15 protein-coding genes are annotated in these 15,285 nt (G+C 64.8%); 8 read left to right on the plus strand and 7 right to left on the minus strand.

Features of this window, described 5'->3' with window-relative positions; translation table 11 throughout:
* Positions 1 to 5 precede the first annotated feature (5 nt).
* From CH293_RS02145 to CH293_RS02160, 4 genes are read left to right on the plus strand one after another with little or no spacing between them, the layout of a single operon-like run.
* Positions 6 to 1,115 carry a glycosyltransferase gene (locus tag CH293_RS02145; protein WP_094719208.1) on the plus strand — a complete coding sequence of 370 codons (1,110 nt, stop codon included), beginning with the start codon at positions 6 to 8 and terminating at the stop codon, positions 1,113 to 1,115.
* The gene (locus CH293_RS02150; RefSeq protein ID WP_094719209.1) at positions 1,112 to 2,191 is read left to right on the plus strand and encodes a glycosyltransferase; all 1,080 of its coding nucleotides are present in this window, start codon (positions 1,112 to 1,114) and stop codon (positions 2,189 to 2,191) included. The genes CH293_RS02145 and CH293_RS02150 overlap by 4 nt, the downstream gene beginning before the upstream one ends.
* Entirely contained in the window at positions 2,188 to 3,192 is a 1,005-nt protein-coding gene (locus CH293_RS02155; RefSeq protein ID WP_094719210.1) for a glycosyltransferase, read from the plus strand. Before CH293_RS02150 ends, CH293_RS02155 begins: the two co-directional genes overlap by 4 nt.
* Complete coding sequence (locus CH293_RS02160; protein ID WP_094719211.1) at positions 3,189 to 4,049, plus strand: glycosyltransferase family 2 protein; 861 nt, start codon at positions 3,189 to 3,191, stop codon at positions 4,047 to 4,049. Before CH293_RS02155 ends, CH293_RS02160 begins: the two co-directional genes overlap by 4 nt.
* A gap of 6 nt (positions 4,050 to 4,055) precedes the next feature.
* Here CH293_RS02160 and CH293_RS02165 read toward each other — a convergent pair whose 3' ends face one another.
* Positions 4,056 to 4,250: a hypothetical protein gene (locus tag CH293_RS02165; protein ID WP_037113584.1), complete on the minus strand. Its 195-nt coding sequence runs from the start codon at positions 4,248 to 4,250 to the stop codon at positions 4,056 to 4,058.
* A 73-nt stretch (positions 4,251 to 4,323) separates the two neighbouring features.
* On the opposite strand from CH293_RS02165, the gene glgX reads away from it, so the two are divergent.
* Positions 4,324 to 6,351 (plus strand): glycogen debranching protein GlgX, encoded by a 2,028-nt coding sequence (glgX, locus tag CH293_RS02170; RefSeq protein ID WP_094719212.1) that lies wholly within the window; start codon positions 4,324 to 4,326, stop codon positions 6,349 to 6,351.
* Between the two features lie 60 nt (positions 6,352 to 6,411).
* Here the strand turns inward: glgX and CH293_RS02175 are convergent, their stop codons facing one another.
* The 4 genes from CH293_RS02175 to CH293_RS02190 all read right to left on the minus strand — a co-directional run bounded on the left by CH293_RS02175 (position 6,412) and on the right by CH293_RS02190 (position 10,231).
* Positions 6,412 to 8,187: an acyl-CoA dehydrogenase gene (locus CH293_RS02175; protein WP_037113586.1), complete on the minus strand. Its 1,776-nt coding sequence runs from the start codon at positions 8,185 to 8,187 to the stop codon at positions 6,412 to 6,414.
* 57 nt (positions 8,188 to 8,244) lie between these two features.
* Positions 8,245 to 8,916, minus strand: a complete 672-nt coding sequence (locus CH293_RS02180; RefSeq protein WP_094719213.1) for a ScbR family autoregulator-binding transcription factor — start codon at positions 8,914 to 8,916, stop codon at positions 8,245 to 8,247.
* A 103-nt stretch (positions 8,917 to 9,019) separates the two neighbouring features.
* Positions 9,020 to 9,661 carry an isopentenyl-diphosphate Delta-isomerase gene (idi, locus tag CH293_RS02185; RefSeq protein ID WP_094719214.1) on the minus strand — a complete coding sequence of 214 codons (642 nt, stop codon included), beginning with the start codon at positions 9,659 to 9,661 and terminating at the stop codon, positions 9,020 to 9,022.
* A gap of 78 nt (positions 9,662 to 9,739) precedes the next feature.
* Complete coding sequence (locus CH293_RS02190; RefSeq protein ID WP_255122665.1) at positions 9,740 to 10,231, minus strand: thioesterase family protein; 492 nt, start codon at positions 10,229 to 10,231, stop codon at positions 9,740 to 9,742.
* Positions 10,232 to 10,332: 101 nt separating this feature from the next.
* Between CH293_RS02190 and CH293_RS02195 the strand changes: the two genes are divergently transcribed.
* The gene (locus CH293_RS02195; RefSeq protein ID WP_255122666.1) at positions 10,333 to 11,628 is read left to right on the plus strand and encodes a glycosyltransferase; all 1,296 of its coding nucleotides are present in this window, start codon (positions 10,333 to 10,335) and stop codon (positions 11,626 to 11,628) included.
* 43 nt (positions 11,629 to 11,671) lie between these two features.
* On the opposite strand, the gene CH293_RS02200 is transcribed toward CH293_RS02195, so the two are convergent.
* Positions 11,672 to 12,235, minus strand: coding sequence for a TetR family transcriptional regulator (locus CH293_RS02200; RefSeq protein WP_094719216.1), 564 nt, complete (start codon positions 12,233 to 12,235; stop codon positions 11,672 to 11,674).
* Positions 12,236 to 12,344: 109 nt separating this feature from the next.
* On the opposite strand from CH293_RS02200, the gene CH293_RS02205 reads away from it, so the two are divergent.
* A complete protein-coding gene (locus CH293_RS02205; RefSeq protein ID WP_037113595.1) occupies positions 12,345 to 12,818 on the plus strand; it encodes a DUF4334 domain-containing protein in 474 nt (157 codons plus the stop codon).
* The gene (locus CH293_RS02210; RefSeq protein ID WP_037113597.1) at positions 12,815 to 13,909 is read left to right on the plus strand and encodes an NAD(P)-dependent alcohol dehydrogenase; all 1,095 of its coding nucleotides are present in this window, start codon (positions 12,815 to 12,817) and stop codon (positions 13,907 to 13,909) included. Before CH293_RS02205 ends, CH293_RS02210 begins: the two co-directional genes overlap by 4 nt.
* Here the strand turns inward: CH293_RS02210 and CH293_RS02215 are convergent.
* On the minus strand, positions 13,867 to 15,222 hold the full coding sequence (locus tag CH293_RS02215) for an MFS transporter (protein ID WP_255122667.1): 1,356 nt from the start codon (positions 15,220 to 15,222) through the stop codon (positions 13,867 to 13,869). The genes CH293_RS02210 and CH293_RS02215 overlap by 43 nt on opposite strands.
* Positions 15,223 to 15,285 lie beyond the last annotated feature (63 nt).

Consider the following 15,285-nt stretch of genomic DNA (forward strand, 5'->3'; position numbering starts at 1 on the left):
CTCATTTGATCAACCCCACCCCGATCGATCCAGCGTCGATCACCGTGGCTTCCGTTCCCACCGGCCACACCTATGTCGCGCACCTGGGTTCCGACGGAGTTCGTCGACTTCCCGACCCGGTCCCGCCGGGCGCGGAGGGAACCGGTCGTTGGTGGCCGCCGCGTTGGCTCGAACCGGAGTGGACGAAGCGTAATCTGTCGTCGTTCGACGTGCTGCACGTGCATTTCGGTTTCGATTCGTTGCCTCCCGAGCAGCTCGGCGAGGTGATACGCACGGTGCAATCGGCGGGCAAGCCTCTGGTCTACACGGTGCACGACCTCCACAACCCACATTTCGTGGACAACTCTCTCCACGAGGCGCACCTCGACATGCTGATCGAAGCGGCCGCCGAGGTGATCACCCTCACGCCGGGCGCTGCGCGGGAAATCGAATCTCGTTGGGAACGACGCGCAACCGTCGTGCCACATCCGCACGTCGCTCCGATGGAGCTGATCGGACAACGTCGGCCGAACACCGAGTCGTTCGTGATCGGAGTGCACGCGAAGAGTCTGCGCACCAACCTCGATCCGTTGGCCGTGTTGGGCACGATCGTCGACACAGCTGCCCAATTGCCGGGTGCAACAGTCCGAATCGACATCGACGAGCAGGCGTTCGACTCGCACCCCGAGGACGCTGCCGCGATCGCCGCCTTCGGGACACACGAGGGCGTCGACGTTCGAGTTCACCCTCGGTTCGACGACGACGAACTGTGGACGTACCTGACGGAGATCGACGTGTCGGTTCTGCCGTACCGATTCGGCACGCACTCGGGGTGGTTGGAGGCGTGTGTGGACTTGGGGACTGCAGTCGTGGTTCCCGATTGCGGCTACTTCGCGGAGCAAACCCCCTGCCGCGTTTTCGGATTCGGCCTCGGACGGTTCGACGACTCCAGCCTTGCCGATGCACTGCGCTCCACGTACGACGACGTCCTGACGCAGCGAAGCACACAGTCCGGCGCCGGCGAATTCCTGCGCACGAGCCGAGAAGTCGACAAGGAAGAGGCAGCACGCACGCATGCACGTGTCTATCGGCGCGCAGTGGCCGGCCGCAGGCTCACCACTGGGACACCGCGATGACCGGTAGCCTGCGCGTAGCGCTCCTCGGGTCGTCGAACTTCCCGATCGCCGAGCCGTACGCGGGTGGAATGGAAGCGCACATCGGTCAACTGTCCCGTGCGCTGACCGAGCGCGGGCATTCGGTGACCCTGTTTGCGGCAGAGGGCTCGTCCCTCGATGTCGCGGACGACCTTCTCAGCGTGGCACGGTTGGAGCTGTCCGACATCTCCAAGGCCGACATCACCACTCCCGCACTTGCCGTCAGCGAGCACCACGCGTACCTGTCGGTGATGATGCAACTGGCCGGTGAACTGTCGGACACGTTCGACGTGATCCACAATCACAGCCTGCATTACCTTCCCATCGCGATGTCGCGCACGGTCCGCACTCCCATGCTCACCACCCTGCACACTCCCCCGTTCGCGTGGCTCGAATCAGCGGTGGCATTGTCCGGGAGCACCGGCGTCGAATTTGCAGCAGTCAGCGAACACGCTGCACGCCAATGGTTTCCTGTCACGGGCCCCGTCAACGTCGTGGCGAACGGGATCTCGCTGGAGCGATGGCCGGAAGGTCAGGGAGGCGACGGCGCAGTATGGTCGGGCCGACTGGTGCCCGAGAAGGGGCCTCATCTGGCCATCGACGCCGCACGCGCAGCCGGTTTCTCGCTCACCCTCGCGGGTCCGGCGTCGAACACCGCGTACTTCGAGGCGGAAGTGGCGCCCAGACTCGGCGGAGACGTCACGTACGCCGGCCACCTGCGTCAACGTGAACTCGCGACGCTCGTCGGCACCTCCGCTGTCGCGTTGGCGACGCCGGTCTGGGAGGAGCCCTACGGTCTGGTCGTGGCCGAAGCGCTTGCGTGCGGAACTCCCGTCGCTGCGTTCGACCGCGGAGGCATACCGGAGATCCTGGACCCGACGTCCGGACGCCTGGCTCGTCCGGACTCGGTCGAGGATCTTGCACGGGCGATGATCGAAGCCCGCACCCTGTCGCGACACGACGCTCGGGCACGGGCCGAGTCGGCATGCTCCGAGCGCCGCATGGTCGACCAATACCTGAGCCTGTACGAGTCCATGATGTCCGGCGCCGCGCTGTGATCGGCTACTACGCGCACCATCACGGCACCGGCCACATGACGCGTGCGACCTCCATCGCTGCGGCGACCGACGAGCCCGTCACAGTGCTGTCTTCGCGACAACCGTTCCCGCACAGCGACGTCGAATGGTTGCAGCTCCCCCTCGACACCCCACAAGCCAGCGACACCGGTGACCCCGAGTACGCGGCGAACGAGACTGCCGGAGGAATCCTCCACTGGGCCCCGACGGGCGTGCGCGGCCTGACCGATCGCATGGCGCTGATCGCCGAGTGGGTGGCCCGCGTGCGCCCACGGCTCATCGTCGTCGACGTGTCGGTGGAAGTGACGCTGCTGGTCCGCTTGCTCGGGGTGGACGTCGTCGTCATGGCCATGCCAGGCGAGCGGACGGACACTCCCCACACCCTCGCGTACCGAGCAGCGTCGGCGATCGTCGCGCCGTGGTCGCGATCGGTCTACGACCCACAGTGGCTTCGGCCGTATGCGGACAAGACTACGTACGTCGGTGCGATCAGCAGGTTCGACGGCCGCGACCGAGAGACGGTCGGTAGCGACGCCTCCATCGTCGTTCTCGGCGGTGCGGGTGGTACGACACTCGCCGCGTCCGATATCGAGCTCGCCGGTGCAGCCAACCCCGAATTTCGCTGGATCGCAGCAGGAATCGATGCCTCGTCGTGGAGAGCGGACGTCTGGCCGCTGCTGTGTTCGGCCACGGTCGTGGTGACCCACGCCGGGCAGAACGCGTTGGCCGACGTTGCAGCCGCGGGGTCGCCGGCAATCGTCATTCCACAGGATCGCCCGTTCGACGAGCAGGCCGCCAGCGCGCGGGCCCTCGGTTCGGCATCCGTGGCGGTCGTCACCCCCGTGTGGCCCGACCCTCGAGGCTGGAGAACCCTGCTGGACAGAGCGATCGATCTCGGAGGATCCGGATGGGATCGTGTGGAGCAGCGCGGTGCAGCCCGCCGTGCCGCCGGAGTGCTCACGGCCGGGACGCCCCTCCGATGAGTCTGGCCGTGGTGACGGTCGTCTCGGGCCGTCACGAACACCTTCGCGAGCAGATCCGCGGGTTGGCACGGTCAACGCGGCCTCCGGACCATCACGTCGTGATCGCGATGGGCGATCCCCGGATCAGCGACATCGTGGCCGACACCGACACCGGCACCGGCACCGGCACCGGCACCGGCACCGCGACAGTGCGGTATATCGATACGGTCGACGGGCGCCTACCTCTGGCTCACGCACGTAATCTCGGAGCACAGACAGCATTGGATCAGGGCGCGACCATCCTTGTGTTCCTGGACGTCGACTGCATACCGGGACCGCACATGTTGTCGATCTACGAACTCGCCTGCGAGGATTCGTCGAACTCGACGGCCTTGCTGTGCGGTCCGGTCACCTATCTGCCCCCACACCCGGGGCGGTGGTCGGAGGAAGAGCTGATCGCGCACACGAATCCACATGGTGCGCGGCCGAGTCCGGCCGTCGGAGCCGTCGAATCGGGCACGAACTACGACTTGTTCTGGTCACTGTCGTTTGCGGTCACCGCGCGGACGTGGGCACAGCTGGGCGGATTCTTCGAGGGCTACACGGGTTACGGCGGTGAGGACACCGACCTCGGAGCGACGGCTCGCGCGTCGGGAATCGGGCTGCGGTGGGTGGGCGGCGCCCACGCCTATCACCAGCATCATGCAGTGTCCTCGCCCCCGGTCGAGCACGTCGACGACATCGTGCGCAACGCTCGGTTGTTTCACACACGGTGGAGCAGGTGGCCGATGGAAGGATGGCTGGCGGAGTTCGAGCGGCGCGGGCTCGTTGCCCGCACCGCGTCCGGACGCATTCGGCGCCTCGGTGAACCCCTCTGAGCGTCGTCAGTTACCCGGCGAAGTGCCCTCGGAATCGTCCACGAAGGCCCAGTCGCCGTCCTGGTCGACCTCGAGGCGCCACCCGAGTTCGCTGTTGTCCGCCTTCTCTTCGATGAACCAGTTGTACGCGTCATCGGCGCTCTCGATGTTCTTGGTTGCGACGACGTCGCCTGTCGGATCGATCACTCTGTAATCAGCCATGTGTGTGTCGTACCCCTCGGGCCACCGATTCAAAACTCGGTTTGCTCGATCCTTGCCGGGGTACTGGGCTGCAATGACCGTAGTCAGCTCCCCTCATCCCCTCGGCGTGACCCTGCTACCCGACGGCACGGCCGATGTCGCGGTCTACTCGGAGACCGCGGATTCCATCGCAGTCGTCGTGGTCGACGAATCCGGCGCCGAATTGTCCTCCACGACCCTCGGTACTCGGACCGGGCACGTGTTCCACGGTGTGGTCGACGGCCTGGCGGTCGGGTCACGGTACGGACTACGGGTGGACGGGCCGTGGAGTCCCGCGGACGGCCTCCGGCACAACGCGCACAAGCTGCTGGTGGACCCGTACGCCCGAGCAATTGCGGGCACCGTGGATTGGAACGAGTCCGTCTTCTCGCACCTGCACGACGAGCCCGAGACGCGCAACGACGAGGACTCCGCGCCGTCGATGATCCATTCGGTCGTCGTCGACGACGACTTCGACTGGGGTGACGATGCACCTCCGCGGATTCCTCTGTCCGACAGCATCGTCTACGAAGTGCACGTCAAAGGTTTCACCGCGCGCCATCCGGACGTCGACGAGAACATCCGCGGTACCTACGCAGGTCTCGGTCACCCCGCAGCCGTTCAGGCGCTCGTCGATCTCGGAGTCACCGCCGTCGAACTGCTCCCGATTCACCAATTCGTCCAGGATTCGCATCTCCTGGAAGAAGGACGTCGGAACTACTGGGGATACAACTCGATCGGCTTCCTCGCTCCGCACAACGAGTACAGCCATGCGGGTGACACCGGCGGCCAGGTGAACGAGTTCAAGTCCATGGTGAAGGCATTGCACGCAGCGGGAATCGAAGTGATCCTCGACGTCGTGTACAACCACACGGCCGAAGGCAATCACCTCGGTCCGACGTTGTCGCTCAAGGGAATCGACAATCGTTCCTACTACCGTCTGGTCGAGGAAGATCGTGGCTCGTACTTCGACACCACCGGCACGGGCAACAGTCTGAACGTCGGCCACCCTGCCGCGTTGGCCTTGATCATGGACTCGTTGCGCTACTGGGTGACCGAGATGCACGTCGACGGATTCCGATTCGACCTCGCGAGTACGTTGACTCGCCAGGATTCCGATCTGGACAAGCACAGCGCCTTCCTCGATCTGGTTCATCAGGACCCGACGCTGGCGTCGGTCAAGTTGATCGCCGAGCCCTGGGACACGCAGGGGTACCAGGTCGGCGGCTTTCCGGCGCGATGGTCGGAATGGAACGGTAAGTTCCGCGACGACGTGCGTGACTTCTGGCGTTCGGAACCGGGGACTCTGGGCGCTTTCGCGCAGCGGATCACCGGCAGCCCTGACGTCTACGAGAGCACGCGGCGCCCGACGCTCGCCAGCGTCAACTTCGTCACTGCGCACGACGGTTTCACCCTCGCCGACCTGAATGCGTACGACGGCAAGCACAACGACGCCAACGGCGAGGACAACCAGGACGGTGAATCGGACAACCGGTCGTGGGGTTGCGGCGCCGAAGGCCCGACCGACGACGAAGGTGTGTTGGCTCTCCGTGCCCGGCAGCAACGCAATCATATTGCGACGCTTCTACTGTCCGCCGGTGTGCCGATGATTCTCGGCGGCGACGAGATCGGGCGAACCCAGCACGGCAACAACAATGCGTACTGCCAGGACAACGAACTCTCGTGGTTCGACTGGGACTCCGCGGACACCGATCTGCTCGCCTTCACCCGCGAGTTGATCGAGCTGAGAAAATCGCACGCGGCGCTGCGTCCCACGTGGTTTCGCCACGACAGCGAATCCGATGCGGACACCTACGTCGATTTCTACCGCGCCGACGGCGAGAAGCTCACGGACGAGGACTGGTCCGACGGGTCGGCGCTGTCGATGCTGGTGGTTCTCGCGTCGGCCGGCGACGACGAAGTGTTCGGGTGGGCGGTGAATGCGTCGAGCGAGACGGTGGAGTTCGGCCTACCGTCCGGCAGCTGGCGCCAGGTGTTGTCGAGCGACCCGCAGCAGGCGTACGAGGAATCCGGACCGTCCATCCTGATCGCGGATCATTCGTTCACGCTGCTCGCCCGCTGACGTGCGCTGACGTGCGCGGAAATGTAGGCTCTGGCCTACATTTTCGCGTACAGCGGGATGTCAGAACCAGGCCGGGTCCGTCTCGAGGGTGGTGAGGTCCAGGCTGGACAACAGTGCGAACTGGGGTCCGGTCCTGGGCAGTTCGTGGCGGAAGAAGTATCGGGCGGCCTGACGCTTCCCGTCGTAGAAGTCGCCTGTCTTTCCGTCGGCCGCGTTGTGCTGTTCCAGCCACATCCACGCTATGACGACGTGGCCGACGGCCTCGAGATACACCGACGAATTAGCGAGTGCCACCTCGGGATCGCCGGTGCCCCACAGAGTTGCCGTGACCTCGAGGACGCTCCCCCATGCAGACTCGAGCGCCGACGCGTACTCGTCGGTGCCGAGTTCGCGAGCACGCCTGATGGTCTCGGAGACTCTGGTTCCGAGCAACGGCAGAGCTGCCCCACCCTGCATCGTCACCTTGCGTCCGAGCAGGTCCAGCCCTTGAATGCCGTGTGTGCCTTCGTGAATGGGGTTGAGCCTGTTGTCTCGGTAGTACTGTTCCACGTCGTAGTCCCGGGTGTAGCCGTATCCGCCGTGCACCTGGATTGCCAGACTGTTCGCTTCGAGGCACCACTGCGACGGCCAGCTCTTGGCTATCGGTGTCAGCAGGTCCAGGAGCAGCGTCGTCTCGCTGCGCACCGACTCGTCCTCGGTGGTGTCCTGCTCGTCCACGAGCTTGGAGCAGTAGAGACCGAGAGCCAAAGCGCCTTCCACGTAGGACTTCTGCGCCAACAGCATCCGTCGAACATCTGCGTGCTCGATCAGGGCAACAGGCGGCGAGGACGGATCCTTCACGCCGAGCGCACGACCCTGTGTGCGGACCTTCGCGTACTCGACGGACTTGAGGTAGCCGACGTACCCCAGCGAGATCGCCAGGAAGCCGACACCGATCCTGGCCTCGTTCATCATGTGGAACATGTAGCTCAAACCACGATGCTCCTCGCCGACGAGGTAGCCGACAGCACCGGATCCGCCGTGCACGGCGTGCGTTCCATCGCCGAAGTTCAGCAGCGTGTTCGTCGTGCCGCGGTTGCCCATCTTGTGATTGAGACCGACGAGTGTGACGTCGTTGCGTGTGCCGTCCGGAAGCACCTTGGGCACGACGAACAGTGAGATGCCTTTGACTCCTGCGCCACCGCCTGCTGCTTTCGCAAGAACCAGGTGGACGATGTTCTCGGTAAGCTCGTGGTCTCCGGCGGAAATCCACATCTTCGTTCCGGTGAGACGGTAGCTGCCGTCGTCCTGCTTCACCGCACGCGTGGTGATGTCGGCGAGCGACGAACCTGCCTGCGGTTCGGACAAGCACATCGTGCCGAAAGATGTGCCTTCGAGCATCGGCCGGACGTACTGATCGATCTGTTCCGACGTACCGTACGTGGCGATGAGGTTGGCGTTCGCCATGGTGAGGAACGGGTACGACGAAGTGGATGCGTTCGCGGCCTGAAACCAGGCCATCGCGGCGCGCGCGACGGTGGTGGGAAGCTGCATCCCGCCCAGCGACTCGTCGAACTGCCCGGCGATGAGACCGGACGCCGCATAGATGTCCAACGCTGCCTTGACGTCCGGGATCATCTCGACGGTGCCGTCGGCGCGCATCCGCGGCTCGGTGGCGTCGGACAGCTTGTTGTGCGGCTCGAAGTGCTTGCGCGCGATGTCCGCGCACAGGTCGAGGACGGCGTCGAACGTATCCTTGGAGTGTTCGGCGAATCGCTTTCTCGTCGTCAGCGACTCGACGTCGAGCCACTCGTAGAGAAGAAAGTCGAGGTCACGGCGGGACAGTACATCGGTCATCGATAATTCCGTTCGCGCAGGGAAATACCTACAGGCTAGCTCGCCGATCGAACCCCATCAGGCGCTTACGCCGACTTCGGGCTCGGACACGGACCAATCGCGTGGCTCGCAGAGCGCGAGTGCACGCGTGCGCTCCAGCGCCGCGGGTGCGGCGATCGACGGGAGCATCAGCTGCCACATGTCCGACAACCGGGCGTAGAGGTCCGCACGCCCGTGAAGCACCTCCGACAGAGTCTGAACGCCGGTGAACGCGCCGACGACGAACGCTGCCAGCGCCTCGGTGTCGACGCCTGTCGCCAGGTCGCCTTCTTCTGCGGCCCGGGCCGCGAGCAGTTGGATCGATTCGATCCAGTCACGGTACGGGCGCTGAACCGGTCCTTGCATGCTGCCGATCTCGAGCGTCAACCGCATTCCGCCGCGAGCCATCGGCTCTTCGAGGAGTTGGCGTGCCATCTCCTGACTGATGCAGATCACGGCGTCGAGTGCGCGCGGTACCTGCGCGGTGATGGTGCGGACACCGTCCATTGCAAGCTGATGCTGCGCGTCGATGACCGCGTGGGCGAGCTCTTCCTTGGAGGAGAAATGGAAGTACATCGCGCCTTTGGTGACTCCGGCATGAGCCAGGATCGTAGACAGGCTGGCGGTTCCGTACCCGTGTTTCTCGAAGCTCACTGCTGCGCCGAGCAGCACTGCTTGACGTGTGTTCTCAGCTCTCTGCTGCACGAGCACCTACCGATCCTGAAACTCGCTCGCGCGGACGCGAGGCAGTCGACATGTAGTGCACTGGTCAACTATATCGGGTCGGAGTCGGTTGTTCGAATGACCCGACCCTTCACTGGGCTGCACCGACGTCGTAGACAGCCGCCTCGGGAAGCTCCGAGGCCTTCCCCACCGGCCAGGACAAGGGCTTGCCCCCCAGGGCTGCGAGCTCGTCGATCTGTTCCTTGCACCAGGGAGACACCGAACGCCCTCGGCCTACCTCGTCGACGAATTGCACCCATGGCACCCACCTGGCGTCGGCAACCTCGTCGGGATCGGCCACCGGATCCGGCCCGTCGTAGACGACGCCGAACACCGGGCAGATTTCGTACTCGACGATTCCGTCGTCCATGACCGCCCGATAGCGAAAGCGAGGGAGCAACAGGAACGGGCTGTCGACCTCGATCCCCAACTCCTGCCCCAAGCGCCGAACGACGGCGCCACCGATATCCTCGCCCGGCGCAGGATGGCCGCAGCAACTGTTGGTCGTCACGCCCGGCCACGTCTTCTTGTGCAGCGCACGCTGCGTGATCAGCACTTCTCCCCGTGAATTGAAGACGTAGCTGGAGAACGCGAGGTGCAACGGCGTAGTCGTCGTGTGGACCGTTGCCTTGGGGTGCGTGCCGGTGGCCCGTCCGTCCTCGTCGACCAGGACCACGTACTCGGTGATCACCTCAGGCGAAGTCGAGGACTCGGAGCGCGAAGTCGAGGTCATGTGCCCATGTTCCCAGACAGGAGGCGTGTTCAAACGTCAGCGCTCACACCCGAGTCGTCGCCGGCCGATGCAGAGCGATCATGCACCCCGCGACGGGTGCGGGCCCGACGGTGCGACGAATGCGCGTTGCTCGTCCGTCAGGCGCTCGGCCCGACCGTCGACGACGTGGACCAACACGAACGTCGCCACCGCCGCGCGCTCACCGCCCTGTTCGATGGCGACTCGCACGGTGATGGAAGTGCGGCCGACATCGGTCGCGGTGACGTCGACATCGACGCCGCCGGTGAACAGTTCCCGCGAGAAATCCGCGGTCACGTTCACGACCATCACGTCCAGCGCTGTCAACCGACCGTCGCTGGCGTGACTCAACGCGTCGGCCCACGCCTGGCTCGCCAGCTCCAGAGCGAGGTATGCGGGCACATGCGCGGCATCGACGGTCGACCCGTCTCGCGCCGGCCTGTGGGTCAACTGCATCGACGCTCGGTACATGGCCGGGACGCTACCGCTCGTCGGCGCCGAGGCACCCGGGAGCCCTTCATCTCCGTCCCGGTGCGCGGTTCGAGCACTCATAACAAACTTCTCGACTTTTTCTGGGCTACAATTGTTCTTCCAGTCGGTTTCATCCTCACAGATCGCTGCACTCAATGAAGTCCCTGCCCACACTCTCCCGCGTGAATTCCACCGCACCCACGCTGATCTTCATGGCCGGCGCGTCGATGGAGTCGGTGACCGACGACGCGGCACTTGCGGAGGCACTCGCCGAGTTCGCGCACGTCGTCTGGGTCGAGCCGGTCGAGTTGGACAGGTCAGGTTCGACCTCGGAGTCCAAGCACGTGCCGCGTCGTCGACGCAGAACCGCGAGGTCGGAACTCGTCCGCGTGTCACCACGCTTCTCCCGGGTCAGGACGTTCGTACGTCGACAGCCCCGGTCCGTCCTGACGCGCACTCTGGCTCGGCGTGCGACGGATCGGGCGATCGGGTCGGCACTGACCGAGCTCGGGACCACGTCGGATGCCGTCGTTCTGACCGATCCCGTCGGCAGATTTCCCGTCGGCGTGGGTGGACACCGCTTGCTGTACGTCACCGACGACTGGGTGAGCTCGGCGCCGAGCCGCGGCCTGTCACGGCGCGCTGTCCTGGGGTCCATCGAGGTCAACTGCAGCCGCGCCGACACCGTCGCCGCGGTCTCGCAGACACTGGCGCTGAGGCTGCACCTGTACTCCAAGACCTTCGACGCGGTGCGCGTCGTGTACGCAGGGTGCACGCTCCCGGAGACGGGCTTCGAGACGGGGACGGACACACCGAGCAGTGGTTCCGACGCATCGCGTCGTACCTGTCCGGCAGTGTTCGTCGGCGACCTCGACGACAGGATCGATTACGACATGCTCGACGCGGTAGCCGCCACATCGGTGAACATCGCAGTGATCGGTGACCGCTCACCTCGGCTGTCCTCGGCGGGATCCGCGCGTGTCGACGCGTTGTTGTCCAGGCCGAACGTCCAGTGGCTCGGCTCCCGCACCGATGCATCGACGGACGGCTACCCGGTTGCGAAGCACGAAGCGGCGACGTACATAGCGGCAGCCGCAGTCGGGCTCGCTCCGCACACCCTCGACGCGGGCACGCGGGCGCGGTTCCCGACGCACACCCTCGACTACTTGGCTGCCGGCCTACCGGTCGTCACCACCGAACTACCGTCGACGCGGTGGTTGGACTCCGAGCACGTCACCGTTGCGCACACTCCGGAAGAGTTCGCTGCTGCGGTCTCGGCACTGGCATGCGCCACCGCCGACCCTGAGGCTGTGGCCTCCCGCCGCGAACTCGCGTCGCTCCACACCTGGTCCGCGCGAGCGACCCTCATCCTCCGACTCATGTCTTTGTATCGCGAACGCCTCGCCGGTGCAACCACTTTCGACGCCGAACGACAGCCGGACCGAGCCTGGGCGCCGCACGTCCGCCGCCGGCGATGATGTCAACCCGTTCGGTTCGCCGCTCTCGGTAACCGTCGCACGTTCAACTGTGCGGGGCTGCGAGTCTGCGCACGGCCTCCACCGCAGCCGCGCGGCGTGCCGTGTCCGGTCTGCGACGATCCCCCGCGCCGTAGTGCCCGACGGCGAACGACATCACCACATCCGTCACGACCATGAGCAGTTCGACGCTGTCCCAGGAGTCGTCGATGTGTCCGTCCCGCTGACCGGCACGGATGTGACCGATCTTCGCGGAGATCGCCGCGGCGCGAGAATCACCCCTCGGCCGGTGCGACTCCTCGAGGTCGGCCCATCTCTGAAGACGCACATGCTCAGGAAACGCCACGAACTCGTCGAACAGTCGACCCGCATAGCCCGGCAGGTCGTCGCCGCGAAGGGCCGTGTGAGCGGTCGTCGCCGCGACCCATCTCTCCGACACCGCGGCGAAGAGTTCTTCCTTGCCGGCGAAGTACGCGTACAACCGCTCCTTGCTGGCCTTCGCCTCGGCAGCGATGCGATTGATCCGCGCACCGGCGATGCCGTGACGGGCGAACTCCGCCTGTGCCGCATCGAGAATGCGTTCGCGAGTGGCTTCGCCTGCTGACCTCACACCGTGATCCTAATTCCTGCTGCACCCTTGTCAGGTCGGACAACCTTGCCGAACCAATCGGTTCGGCGTAAGTTCCGAACCAAATGGTTCGGCAACTGGAAGGAGACCCGTGGATATCGCCGAGGCACGCTCGAGGTTCACCGAGCTCACGCAGAAGACGGACGGTGTGCTTCCCGCCGACCTCGACGCAGTGTGGTCTGCACTCGAGCCCGTCCGCGCGGAGGATGTACTCGGCGCATGGAAGGGATCGCAGTTCCTCACCGGACATCGCCTGTGCCGCAAGCTCACCGCAAGCAACTGGCATGGCAAGAACTTCGAATCTCTCGAGCGGGCACAACCTCTGATATGCAGAAACGACAACGGTGAGCTGTATTCGGACGTCGAGACCGGAGGGGGCGAGGCGAGCCTGTGGAACATCGAGTTCCGCGGCGAGGTGACGGCCACCATGGTCTACGACGGCGCGCCCATCTTCGATCATTTCAAGCGCGTCGACTCGAACACGTTGATGGGCATCATGAACGGTAAACCCGCGCTCGTACTCGACGGCGGCCACCACTACTACTTCGCCCTCGAACGCGAATGACCACGAGCATGTCAGCTGCCGTGTCGCGAGGACCGAACACTCCGTTCGCGCTCGAGCAGGTGGACATCGACGATCCCCGCCCGGACGAGATACTGGTAAGTATCGCCGCAACCGGACTGTGCCACACGGACCTGTTCACCAAAGCAGCAACGCCCGCGAAGTCCGGGCCCGCGATCCTCGGCCACGAAGGCGCGGGAGTGGTCGTAGAGGTCGGGCGCGAGATCGAGGGTGTTGCACCGGGCGACCACGTCGTACTGACCTACCGGCATTGTGGTCGGTGCGACCGATGTCTACGGGGCAACCCCGCCTACTGTCTGCGTTCGTACTCCCTCAACCGGCTCGGGCCGAGGCCGGACGGCACCCATGTGGTGGCGTCCGACGGAACTGGAGTGAACACCCGGTTCTTCGGTCAGTCGAGTTTCGCCGAGTACGCGATCGCGTACGCAGACAACGTGGTGGTGGTCGACCACACCCTGGACTTGAATGTAATTGCCCCGCTGGGGTGTGGATTTCAAACCGGCGCCGGTGCGATTCTCAATGTCCTTCGACCCGAATCGGATTCGTCGGTCGTGGTGTTCGGTGCAGGCAGCGTCGGATTCTCAGCGATGCTCGCGGCGAGATCGGCCGGTGTCCAGGCGATCGTCGCAGTGGATCCACACGACACCCGTCGTGATCTTGCGCGGTCGTTCGGGTTCGAGGCAGTCGATTCCGCTGCCGGAAACGTCGTGGAACAGGTCCGCGACTTCACCGGAGGCGGCGCGACGCACGGGCTCGACACCACCGGCATTCCCGCCGTCGTACTCACCGCTCTGTCGACCCTACGAGCTCGCGGGGACCTCGTCGTTCTCGGACTCGGCGACCGCGAGCTGACCATCGACGTTCAGGATCTGATGCTGAGCGGCAAGAGCATCAGAGGGTGCATCGAAGGTGACTCGGTCGCGAGGGAGTTCATTCCACAGCTGGCGAACCTGTACGCCCGTGGCGACTTCCCGGTGGACCGCCTGACGACCGAGTACCCCTTCTCGGACCTGGAACGCGCCATTGCCGATCAGCGTGCGGGCGCCGTGGTCAAACCCGTACTCGTATGGTGACGAGCCCTGACCGTCGCCAGCGCAACGAGCCCGGCCACCGCGAGCACCATCACGAAGAACGCAGGTGACAGGATGTTTCCGGTCTGCTCGACCAGCCACACCGCGACGAACGGGGCTGTGCCACCGGCGATGATTACTCCCAAGTTCCATCCCATCGCGACTCCGGTGTAGCGCGAGCGCTTGTCGAAGAACTGCGGAATGATCGTGTAGACACCCACCTGCGTGGCCGTGCTGTTGAGCATGATGACGACGAACGCGAGTGTCGCGACGACGATGCCGTGGTGCATCAGACCCATCATCGGATAGGTCAGCGCCACGAATCCGACGAAACCGATGGTCATCAGCCTGACGGTGCCGATCCGGTCTCCCAGCACACCAGCGAGAGGCATTGCCAGAGCGGCGATTCCGATCGCGAGTGTTGCAACCCAGAACACCGAGGTGGAATCGTAACCGAGTTGCTTCGTGAGGTGGATGGCCATGTAGGTCAGTCCGATGTACGCGGTTCCGTTCACTGCAGCACTCAAGGCCGTCGCCTGAGCAAGTGCGCGAGGCTGTTTCAGGAACACTGCGCTGAGCGGGGCGCTCGACTCGTGAGTGTCGGAGGCTCCGGCCGTCGACGTGCCCGGCCCTCCGTCTGCGTCGTGCGTCTCCTCGACGCGGGTGCGAATCCACAGGCAGAATACCGTCAACGGAAGGGCCAGCAAGAATGGGACTCTCCACCCCCAACTGTCCATCGATGCGTCCGTCGTCAGCGCCGACACGGCGCCCGCGACGGCAGCAGCCAGTGCGAACCCGCCGGTCGATCCCATCGGAGTGAACGCGCCGTACGTGGCTTTCAGATGCGAGGGCGCCGATTCCGAGATGAACGTGGCCGATCCCCCGACCTCACCACCTGCTGAGAATCCCTGCAGCAACCGTACGAGGACGAGCAGGACCGTCGCCCACACCCCGATCTGCGCGGGCGTGGGAAGAAGACCCATCGCTGTGCTGCCGACACCCATGCACACGAGAGTGGCCATCAATGCTTTCTTACGTCCCAACCGGTCACCGACATGGCCGAACACGATGCCGCCCAGCGGGCGGACCAAGTACGCGGTCCCGAAGACCGCCAAGGCGGACAGCAGCGACACGACAGGCTCGTCGCTCGGGAAATAGATCGGCGCGATCACCACCGCCAGGTAGCCGTACAGGCTGAAGTCGTAGTACTCGATCAGGGTGCCCACGCCACCTGCCAACGCAGCCCGGCGCGCTGTTTTCCGCTTGGCCGGTGTCCACGAGTCCGCGGTCGTCGAACTGAGATTCTGTGCGGTCATATATATCGACTTTCTCGTCATGAATGTGACCTGCGTCATTCGAAATAATGGTTCCCGAACGAT

The sequence above is a fragment of the Rhodococcus sp. 14-2470-1b genome, from assembly GCF_002259415.1.
GTDB lineage: Bacteria > Actinomycetota > Actinomycetes > Mycobacteriales > Mycobacteriaceae > Rhodococcoides.

Coding starts and splice junctions, on each gene's coding strand:
- CH293_RS02150 (WP_094719209.1), top strand. CDS start 1,112: ATGACCGGTAGCCTGCGCGTAGCGCTCCTCGGGTCGTCGAACTTCCCG.
- CH293_RS02160 (WP_094719211.1), top strand. CDS start 3,189: ATGAGTCTGGCCGTGGTGACGGTCGTCTCGGGCCGTCACGAACACCTT.
- CH293_RS02165 (WP_037113584.1), bottom strand. CDS start 4,250: ATGGCTGATTACAGAGTGATCGATCCGACAGGCGACGTCGTCGCAACC.
- glgX (WP_094719212.1), top strand. CDS start 4,324: ATGACCGTAGTCAGCTCCCCTCATCCCCTCGGCGTGACCCTGCTACCC.
- CH293_RS02175 (WP_037113586.1), bottom strand. CDS start 8,187: ATGACCGATGTACTGTCCCGCCGTGACCTCGACTTTCTTCTCTACGAG.
- idi (WP_094719214.1), bottom strand. CDS start 9,661: ATGACCTCGACTTCGCGCTCCGAGTCCTCGACTTCGCCTGAGGTGATC.
- CH293_RS02190 (WP_255122665.1), bottom strand. CDS start 10,231: ATGAGTGCTCGAACCGCGCACCGGGACGGAGATGAAGGGCTCCCGGGT.
- CH293_RS02210 (WP_037113597.1), top strand. CDS start 12,815: ATGACCACGAGCATGTCAGCTGCCGTGTCGCGAGGACCGAACACTCCG.
- CH293_RS02215 (WP_255122667.1), bottom strand. CDS start 15,222: ATGACCGCACAGAATCTCAGTTCGACGACCGCGGACTCGTGGACACCG.